This window comes from uncultured Thiohalocapsa sp. (assembly GCF_913062725.1).
Lineage (GTDB): Bacteria > Pseudomonadota > Gammaproteobacteria > Chromatiales > Chromatiaceae > Thiohalocapsa.
Map to the genome: position 1 here is coordinate 1 of NZ_CAJXWY010000093.1, position 9,191 is coordinate 9,191.

8 protein-coding genes are annotated in these 9,191 nt (G+C 67.4%); all 8 read right to left on the minus strand.

Translation table 11 applies throughout. The features are described 5' to 3' along the window. Window positions 1-340: 340 nt before the first annotated feature. Window positions 341-1,609 (minus strand): hypothetical protein, encoded by a 1,269-nt coding sequence (locus QZ588_RS16945; RefSeq protein ID WP_295544167.1) that lies wholly within the window; start codon window positions 1,607-1,609, stop codon window positions 341-343. Window positions 1,610-1,705: 96 nt separating this feature from the next. After that, complete coding sequence (locus tag QZ588_RS16950; protein ID WP_295544168.1) at window positions 1,706-1,993, minus strand: ferritin-like domain-containing protein; 288 nt, start codon at window positions 1,991-1,993, stop codon at window positions 1,706-1,708. 327 nt (window positions 1,994-2,320) lie between these two features. Then, window positions 2,321-3,310 carry a hypothetical protein gene (locus tag QZ588_RS16955; RefSeq protein WP_295544170.1) on the minus strand — a complete coding sequence of 330 codons (990 nt, stop codon included), beginning with the start codon at window positions 3,308-3,310 and terminating at the stop codon, window positions 2,321-2,323. A 310-nt stretch (window positions 3,311-3,620) separates the two neighbouring features. After that, window positions 3,621-4,136, minus strand: coding sequence for a hypothetical protein (locus QZ588_RS16960; protein ID WP_295544171.1), 516 nt, complete (start codon window positions 4,134-4,136; stop codon window positions 3,621-3,623). 428 nt (window positions 4,137-4,564) lie between these two features. Further along, the gene (gene katG / locus QZ588_RS16965) at window positions 4,565-6,739 is read right to left on the minus strand and encodes a catalase/peroxidase HPI (protein WP_295544173.1); all 2,175 of its coding nucleotides are present in this window, start codon (window positions 6,737-6,739) and stop codon (window positions 4,565-4,567) included. Between the two features lie 363 nt (window positions 6,740-7,102). Further along, window positions 7,103-7,576, minus strand: coding sequence for a nickel-responsive transcriptional regulator NikR (gene nikR / locus QZ588_RS16970; protein ID WP_295544175.1), 474 nt, complete (start codon window positions 7,574-7,576; stop codon window positions 7,103-7,105). Between the two features lie 248 nt (window positions 7,577-7,824). Further along, window positions 7,825-8,601 (minus strand): ABC transporter ATP-binding protein, encoded by a 777-nt coding sequence (locus QZ588_RS16975; RefSeq protein ID WP_295544177.1) that lies wholly within the window; start codon window positions 8,599-8,601, stop codon window positions 7,825-7,827. Continuing rightward, window positions 8,598-9,191 (minus strand): cobalt ECF transporter T component CbiQ (cbiQ, locus tag QZ588_RS16980; RefSeq protein WP_295544179.1); only part of this gene is annotated, 594 nt, incomplete at its 5' end. The genes cbiQ and QZ588_RS16975, both read right to left, overlap by 4 nt.

The window sequence follows — 9,191 nt, forward strand, 5'->3', positions numbered from 1 at the left end:
GCGGTCATGGCGACCAGCACCAGCGCGGCGACGTACAGCACCACGTAGGGCAGCTGGTACAGCAGGAAGCGCTTGCGGTCGAGCTTTTTCTCGGATGCGGACACAGCGATCTCTCCTTTGGGCTTGTAACTGATGGAAGGCGGACGCCGGGTGCGGCGGCGTTGCGGGTGATGCACGAGCACGGGCGCCGTCCGTTCGACGCCGTCGGCGGGCGCAGCGCATGACCTATGGGCTGCGGCCAACGCGGCGGCATCGGCGCTGCGCAGCTAACCGAACAGTCAAACAGGGCACGCCAGAAGGTTTGGCTGGACAATGGGGTGAGGGGCGTCGGGGGTGCGTGTCACGGCTGAGCATTGTCTGCCTCCACCGCCTCGAGCAGCCGTTCGTAGATCTGCGGGAAAGTGTAGGCGACGCGGTTCCAAGACGGAATCAGCTTGGCCTCCTGCGGGCCCTTGCTCTGCATCCAGGCGTCCCATAGGAAGCCGCGAAAGTGACTCGCCGCAGATTCCTCTTCGTACAAGTCGTAGCGCAGGTCGTTGACGTCGGAGTCGTAGCTGTACTTACGGATGTACTTGAGCGCGGTCTGGTAGTAGGTGTGCAGCAGCATATCGACATAGGAGTCGTCCAACGGTACGCCGTGGGAGCGCATGTAGGTGAGATAGAACTTGGCGATGTCCACCACCATGCGGTGCAGCCCCTTGCTGGTGTCGTCTGGGGACAGGTCTTGGTGCTTGTGCTCGTAGTTGGGTGCGAGGTCGATCTGTGCCACCTGCCGGCGGGTGAGCTGATCGTACACCTGCGACAGGGTCGCCACCTCCAGACCCCAATCGTAGGCGATGTTCAACCCTCGGGCGAGGTCGGAGGTGAAACAGAACTCGCCGGCCAGCGGGTACTTGAAGCTCCTGTGATAGTCGAAGAAGCGTTGCAGCTCCGGCAGCCCCTGCTGACACATGATACGCGAGAGGGTGTCCACGAAGGGCGTGACGAAGAGCCGGGTCACGCGGCCCTTCATGGAGCGCTCGGCGGGGGAGATGCGGGCGTAGTAGCCCTTACAGAATTGGAAGTCGTTGTTGGGGTTGGCCACCGGCTCGATGAGCCGCGCCAGCATGGTGCGGCTGTAGGTGACGATGTCGCAGTCGTGCAGGGCGATGATACTGGCCTCGTCGCGCGCGAACAGATAGCCCAGGGTCACCCACACCGACTGGCCTTTGCCCTGCTCGCCGGTGGGGATTTCACGCTCGGCCATCTGTGCGAGCAGGTCCTGAATGCGCGGACCGTCGATCCAGACGACCCGCACCGCGCGCTCAGGGCCCGCGAGCCGGCCGAAGTAGGCTTGGGCCTCGCGGAACTGCGCCTCCTGCGTCGCACCGCCGAGGGCGACGACGATGCTTTTCAGATAGCGTACCTCGGCGATGCGCTCGAGGATGCGATCCAGCACCCCGGCGTTGCTCATCTCGCTGTGCAGCGACGGCAACAACAGGCTGACGTGGGTGTGGCGCGCGTGGTCCTCGAGCTTGCGCTCGAGGTTGCTCAGATAATTCTCTTTGTCGAATGCCTCGTACAGGGCGTGCAGCGTCGTGATCTGCGGTTCCTGGTGGAAATCGGCCATGATTCAAGGCTCGGGTCGGTCACACAACGATGCCAATGGGCCCCTGCCCGCGCGCGGCGGCCCGCGTCGCCGCGCCCGCGCCGACACCGCGCACCGTCACTGGTGGGCGATGGGCTTGCTGGTGAAGAGATAGTCCTTGAGCTCGGCGTCGAGCTTGGGGTCCTGGCGTCGGATCCACTCCAACACCATCGCCGCATGCTCCTTCTCCTCGTCCCGGTTGTGGGCCAGGATGGCCGCGAGCTCCGGGTCCTTGCAGGCATCCACACGCTGGTTGTACCAGTCCACGGCCTCCAGCTCTTCCATCAGCGAGACGATCGCCCGGTGCATGTCGCGAGTGGCGTCCGACAATTCGTCGATGGGCTCGTGGTAACCCTCGTTTGCCATGGTGTCATTCTCCGTTGAATAGTGTTCAAGCGGGCGTCTTCGGCATCGAAGACGCAGCACAGCCGTGCAGGTCTCGGCCGCGAGCGCGCCCGCGACGGGCGCTGGGCGCCGCGCCGCCGCCAACGACCATCCAGCGTAAGCATGACAGAAATCCCGCCGCAGTTCTCGAACAGCGGACGGCGGCAGGAGCGGCTGATGTCCCCGCATCGGCGGGGGCGGGAGCGGGGGCGCGGGCGCTGCCCGAAGGCTGTGCCGTCGAGGGCTTTGCGGTGATTACACAATATGCCCATCATCCGCCGGCCTGTCAGCGCCGTCCCCCCAACGTGCTCAGCGCGCCACTTCGCCACCCGGCAGCGAGCGCGCCGCATCGAGGATCGGATCGAAGGTGGCGGACATCATGGCCGCGATATTGCGAGCGTGGTTGACCAGCCAGAGGCTGTCGTCGGCGCCATTGAGCACGATTGGTGGATAGAGCTGCGACACCCGGTAAAGCGCCTGAATCGCCTCATCGAGTGCGACCAAGGCGTCCGGCTCGAAGTCGGTGCCATAGGCAGAGCGAATGACCGCGAGGGTATCGGCCGACACCGCCGAGGCGCAGATGGCCGAGTACACCCGTTGCCGGCGCTCTTCGGGGGGAACCTTGGACGCATCGTTGAGGCGCGAGTAGATCTTGTCCATCGCCCCGTTCTGGCCACCGAGCTCGGTGAGCAATGCGGCCAGATCGTCTGGGCGCACGTTACTGACAGCGTCGCCGGCGCGCAGGTCGCTGACGTAGTCGTCGAAGTCCTTGAAGCCGAGCGCGTACTCATGCGCCGAGTCGGCACCGCCGAGCCAGGAAATGCCCCAACGCCGCGGATCGTAGTTGAATTTCTTGGCAGCGTTGGTGAGCCGGGGGTCATCCTGAGACGAGCCGCCGATGCGCGCCGTGCGGTCGGAGAAGACCTCGAAGATCTCTGTGGTGACGTACCAGATGCCGCCGGGCTCGCCTTTGATGCCAGCCGCACAAGCGGCGTTGCGCTCGAAAAAGATCACCAAGTCATTGGGCACCCAACGGCCCTGATCATTGAGCCGGCGCCGAAACTGATAGGTGATGCCCTCGGCGAGCAGGGCACCCTTCTCGGAGCGATCGAGGTTGGCGTTGGCCGGATCCTGAAACTGCCCGTTGATCTCGGGCGTATCCCAGACCCAGATCAGCAGGCCCACCCAGAGCGCCACGAGCAGCACCGGGATACCGATGATCAGACCCGACCACAGGACGGTCTGTTTGGTGAGCCAGGTCAAGATGCGTGTGGTCAGATTCTTCTTCGATTCCTGCAAAACCAGCCTCCGTTTGGCAGTTGGAGTGATCGCCCGCCACCCTAGGCGATGAGCGGGCCCGAAAACAACAGATCTTAGCGGGTAATGAGATGGGCGACTTCGGCGCGACCCTGGTGATGCGCCTCGACAGGCTCGGCATGGCTCACGTTGCTGCGACCACCTGGGGCGTGTTGGACGACGGGCGGGGGCTCGGCAGCGGACATGGCGTCCCGGGGTCGACAACGAAGTATACCCGGAATACGCAGATTTCCGGATCAATCGTCAACAGAACAGCGGCCATCCAGCAGGAATCTCGAGTGCACACAACGCCCTAGGAGCGACACCCCGCCGCATCGAAATTGCTCCCCGTGCCGTTCCAGGGACACATGCTCAAGACCCGCCCGTCGGCGTAGTGCCAAATGCCATGCCGATCGACCACGAAATGATGGATATTGCGCAACTGTGGCAGTCTGGAGTTGCCGAGGTCGCGCTTGCTGGGTCCCGGCATGACACGCGCCCCCCAAAGATGGGTGTGCCAGGAGCACGACAGCTCGTAATCGCCGCGATGGCCGACGGGCAGGGTAAGCGCGACATTGGTATCGTCGCCAACGCTGGCACGCACCACCTGCGACAACCGCCCAGTCTGCGCATCGCTCCAGCACCAGCCGGCCACCTCGCGGCCGCTGGCGCGGGTGTCGTTTGCGGCCCGGATGAATAGGTCGGCGACGGGCTGGGTGACCTTATCCACGCCGCCAGGCGGCAAGGGTGTCAACGCGCGCGATGTGGCACAACCGGCGCAGACGGCCGCGCCGAGGAGGACACCACCGACGACGAGCAGACGCTTCATATTTCTGGTCCGACGCGCAGAGAGAGACGGGGCACCCGATCCTGGACGGCGACGCGCATGCTGATGTGCCGCGACCACAGCCGCAGCCCGAAGTGCACCGGCCACATCCTATCGGACCGCGCATGCGCCCGCCATAGATCGGGCTCAGCTCATGCGTCGAGCTTATCGTCGTCCGGCTCGTCGAAGCATTGCCCGGGCGCATACCACAGGACATGGATGCTGCCGAAGGCCACGGCCAGCAGGGTGGCGGGCAAACCTCGCCCCTCGCGCCCAGGACCCCAGTTTGTCCTGAGATGTGAGCCAGATCTCCGCCAGCGCGAAGCCGATGATGGTGGCAAGCCCCGGCTCGGCCGGGGCTTGCGATGCGGGCCGGGATGCGGCCCGGGATGTGACCCGGCGTCGGTGTCGGCGCCGGATTGGTCGGGGCGCTACGCCAGATCGAACCGGTCGGCGTTCATCACCTTCGTCCACGCGGCGACGAAGTCCCGCACGAACTTCTCCCGGTTGTCATCCTGCGCGTAGACCTCGGCATAGGCGCGCAGCACGGCATTGGAGCCGAAGACGAGATCCACCCGGGTCGCCGTCCATTTGACGGCGCCGGTGCTGCGCTCGCGGATTTCGTACAGGTGCTCGCCCACGGGCTCCCAGCGGTAGGCCATATCCGTCAGATTGACGAAGAAGTCGTTGGTCAGCACGCCTTCGCGGTCGGTGAAGACGCCGTGCCTGGTGCCGCCATGGTTGGTGCCCAGCACCCGCATGCCGCCGACGAGCACCGTCATCTCCGGCGCCGTGAGGCCCATGAGCTGGGTGCGGTCGAGCATGAGCGCCTCGGCGCTGACGACATAGTCCTGCTTCAGCCAGTTCCGGTAGCCGTCGTGGATGGGCTCCAGGGGTGCAAAGGAATCGGCGTCCGTCATCCCGTCGGTCGCGTCGCCGCGCCCGGGCGCGAAGGGCACACGGACGTCGAAGCCGGCCGCCCTGGCCGCCTGCTCGATGCCGACGTTGCCCGCCAGCACGATGACATCGGCGACGCTGGCGCCCGTCTCCTGCGCAATGCCTTCGAGCACATCGAGCACCCGGGCCAGGCGCTCGGGCTCGTTGCCCGCCCAGTCCTTCTGCGGCGCCAGGCGAATGCGCGCGCCATTGGCACCGCCGCGCATGTCCGAGCCGCGGAAGGTGCGGGCGCTGTCCCAGGCGGTGGCGACCATCTCGCCGATGCTGAGATCGCTCGCGGCGATCCTGGCCTTGACCGCGTCCACGTCGTAGTCGGTGCGGCCCGCCGGCACCGGGTCCTGCCAGATCAGGTCTTCCTGCGGCACCCAGGGGCCGAGGTAGCGCGCCCTGGGGCCCATGTCGCGGTGGGTGAGCTTGAACCAGGCGCGGGCGAAGACCTCGCTCAAGTGCTCCGGATCGCGGTGGAAGCGCTCGGAGATCTCCCGATACACCGGGTCCATCTTCATCGCCATGTCGGCATCGGTCATGATGGGGTTGTAGCGGATCGACGGGTCCTCGACGTCCACGGGCTTGTCCGCTTCCTGGATATCCACCGGCTCCCACTGCCAGGCGCCCGCCGGGCTCTTGCGCGACTCCCACTCGTGGTTCAGCAGCATGGCGAAGTAACCGTTGTCCCAGCGGGTGGGATGCGACGTCCAGGCGCCTTCGATGCCGCTGGTGACGGTGTCGCGGCCGATGCCACGCCGGGTCTTGTTGTTCCAGCCCAGGCCCTGCTCCTCCAACGGCGCCGCTTCCGGCTCCGGTCCGAGCAGCGCCGCATCGCCGTTGCCGTGGCACTTGCCCACCGTGTGGCCGCCGGCGGTCAGCGCGACGGTTTCCTCGTCGTTCATCGCCATGCGCGCGAAGGTCTCGCGCACGTCCCGGGCCGTCTTCAGCGGATCGGGCTTGCCGTCGACGCCTTCGGGGTTGACGTAGATGAGCCCCATCATCACCGCCGCCAGCGGGTTCTCCAGGTCGCGCTCGCCGGAGTAGCGGCTCTCGGGGTCGTCGCTGGGCGCGAGCCATGCCTTCTCAGAGCCCCAGTAGGTGTCCTTTTCCGGATGCCAGATGTCCTTGCGGCCGAAGGCGAAGCCGAAGGTCTTGAGCCCCATGGACTCATAGGCCAGGGTGCCGGCGAGGATGATCAGATCCGCCCAGCTGAGCTTGTTGCCGTACTTTTGCTTGATGGGCCAAAGCAGGCGGCGGGCCTTGTCCAGGTTGGCGTTGTCCGGCCAGCTGTTGATGGGCGCAAAGCGCTGATTGCCCGTGCCGCCGCCGCCGCGGCCATCGGCGATGCGGTAGCTGCCGGCGGCATGCCAGGCCATGCGGATCATCAGGCCGCCATAGTGGCCCCAGTCCGCGGGCCACCAGTCCTGGCTGTCGGTCATCAGTGCGTGCAGATCCCGCTTGAGCGCGTCGAAGTCCAGCGTTTGGACTGCTTCGCGATAATCGAAGTCCGCGCCCATGGGATCGGTCTTGGTGTCGTGCTGATGCAGGATGTCGAGATTGAGTGCCTGCGGCCACCAGTCCATGTTCGAAGCGCCGGCCGCCGTCATGGCGCCGTGCATGACAGGACACTGACCGGCCGTTGTGTTGACGTCGTTTCCCATCGTTGCCTCCGGTTCGTGGCTTGAGCGGCTCGGCTCGCGATGGCCGAGCCCGCATGCTCGTCGAGCATGTGCTCAGGCTAGGCACAGGCCTTTTGCCTGTCTAATCCATGGATTCTGCCACCTTGATCGGCTCTACCAATCGCTAAACCGTACTCTATAGACCAGGACTGAAATACACTCTTTATGTGTTATTTTTCCAATAAGAAGATAAATACGTTTATGACACCGGGGACGCCCGCCCGCTGCGTGCCGGGCGCACCAGCTGGCAGATAGCGTACCGGCCACCCCCGGGGTGGGCGAGTCGCCGGCGGACCAGCGGACCTGCGCGCCGCCGAAACGCCGGCCCGCGCACGGTGCCACGACTCAGGTCAGGGGCTCCAGATGCAGATGGCGCTCCGCCGCGCCGTCGTCGCCGTGGCCGTGCGCTTGCTCTGCCGCCCGCACCGGCAGCACCGACAGCCGCCCATGGCGCACGCCCGGCTGGGCGATGACGGCGTCGGCGAAGGCGCGCACCCGGTCCGTAGCGCCGCGCAGGACGACGGTTTCCAGGCAGTGGTCATGGTCCAGGTGCACGTGCAGGGTGGACACGGCGAGGTCGTGATGGTGGTGGTGGGCCTCGGTGAGCCGACTCGCGAGCGCACGCTCGTGGTGGTTGTAGACATAGCTCAGCGTCGCCACGCAATGGCCCGCGGGCGCGCGTCGCAGGTGCTCTGTCTGCAGGCGCTCGCGGATCAGGTCGCGGACGGCCTCCGAGCGATTGGCGTAGCCGTGCTCGGCGCGGAAGCGCTCGAAGGCGGCGTTCAGGTCGTCGTCGAGGGTGATGGTGACACGCTGCATCTGGGGCTCCTCTTGGTCGGCGTTTGGGCGACGCTCGGCCGATGGCATCGCCGCAGCATAGTCTACCGGCCACCGCGCATCGGGCCGGGCTCGGCCAGCGGCGACGGAGAGCACGCCGAATGCTGCCCGCGGGTCGTTCCAGCGCGCATGCCCGCCACGCGAGACAACACAAGGATGCCCACCGAGCAGGGTGGCGCCGGCGGCCGTGGTGCGCGAGCCCGCCACAGGCCGTCACAGCGGGCCACCCCTCACGCGCCCCCACGGTGATCCGGATGCGGCGGCGCCGCGCCCGCGTGGGCGGCTTCGCCATCCAGGCCGGGTGCATGCAGATGCAGATGGTCATGACGATGGGTGTGCGCATGGCGGTGCAGGGTCGCCGGCGCGAGCCTGCCCTCGTGCAGGGCGACGGCGCGGGTGGCGAGGCGCGCCAGCAGGCGGTGGTCGTGGGAGACGATGACCATGGCCAGCTCCAGGCCCTCCAGGTGCGCGAGCAGACGCGCCTCGGTGGCCTCGTCCAGGCCGTTGGTGGGCTCGTCCAGCAGGAGTACCTGCGGGTGCATGGCGAGCACGGTGGCCAGCGCCACCAGCCGCTTCTCGCCGGCGGACAGGCGATGGGTCACGCGCTCGCCGAAGCCGGTCAGGCCCAGCGCGGCCAGGGTGGCTTCGGCGTCGGCGCGGGCCTGCGCCCGTGAGCGGCCCAGGTTCAGCGGGCCGAAGGCGACGTCCTCCAGCACCGTGGGGCAGAACAGCTGGTCGTCTGCGTCCTGGAACAGCAGGCCCACCCGCGCGCGCACCGGCACGAAGTCGGCCTCCGCCCGCCGCGGCTCGCCGAAGGCCAGCACCTGCCCGGCGCGCGGGCGCCGCAGGCCCACCAGCAGGTGCAGCAGGCTGGTCTTGCCGGCGCCGTTGCGCCCGGTAAGCGCCACGCGCTCGCCGGGGTGCAGCGCAAAGTCCGCGCCGCGCAGCACCGCGCGGTCGGCGAAGCCGAAGTGGATGCCGCGCAGCTCCAGCAGCGGCGCGCTCACGGCAGCCGGTCCAGCATCAGCAGGCCCAAAAGCAGGGGCAGCAGCGCCACCAGCCAGGCGGTGTCGGCCCCGCGCCAGTGCCGGCTGTCCAGCAGGTGGAAGCGGCCGTGAAAGCCGCGGCAGCGCATGGCCGCCTCGATGCGCCGGGCGCGCTCCAGGCTGCGCACCAGCAGCATGCCGATGAGGTTGCCGTAGCTGACCCAGGTGTGGCGGTTGCTGCGGGGCACGAAGGCCCGTGCCCGCATGGCCCGGCGCAGGCGGCGGCGCTCGTCTTCCAGCACGGTGATCTGACGCACCGTCAGCAGCAGCAGATGCACCAGCTTGGGCGGCACGCCGAGCCGCGCCAGGGCATGCCCCAGCACCGCCGGCTCCAGGCCGCCGAGCAGCCCCAGCAGGGCCAGCACCACCGCATTGGCCCGCAGGGCGATGAGCGCGGCGGCATCAAGCCCCTCACGGGTGACGGTGAGCGGACCCAGCGTCAGCAGGGCCTCGCCGGGCATGGTGAACGGCAGGGTCGCCAGCAGCACCAGCATCAGCCCCTCCAGCGCCGCGAGCCGCACCAGCGCATCCCGCCCGCGCAGGCCGCCGAG

Excerpts from the sequence above, each read along its gene's own strand:
- QZ588_RS16945 (WP_295544167.1), bottom strand. The coding sequence starts at position 1,609 with ATGGCCGATTTCCACCAGGAACCGCAGATCACGACGCTGCACGCCCTG.
- QZ588_RS16950 (WP_295544168.1), bottom strand. The coding sequence starts at position 1,993 with ATGGCAAACGAGGGTTACCACGAGCCCATCGACGAATTGTCGGACGCC.
- QZ588_RS16960 (WP_295544171.1), bottom strand. The coding sequence starts at position 4,136 with ATGAAGCGTCTGCTCGTCGTCGGTGGTGTCCTCCTCGGCGCGGCCGTC.
- katG (WP_295544173.1), bottom strand. The coding sequence starts at position 6,739 with ATGGGAAACGACGTCAACACAACGGCCGGTCAGTGTCCTGTCATGCAC.
- nikR (WP_295544175.1), bottom strand. The coding sequence starts at position 7,576 with ATGCAGCGTGTCACCATCACCCTCGACGACGACCTGAACGCCGCCTTC.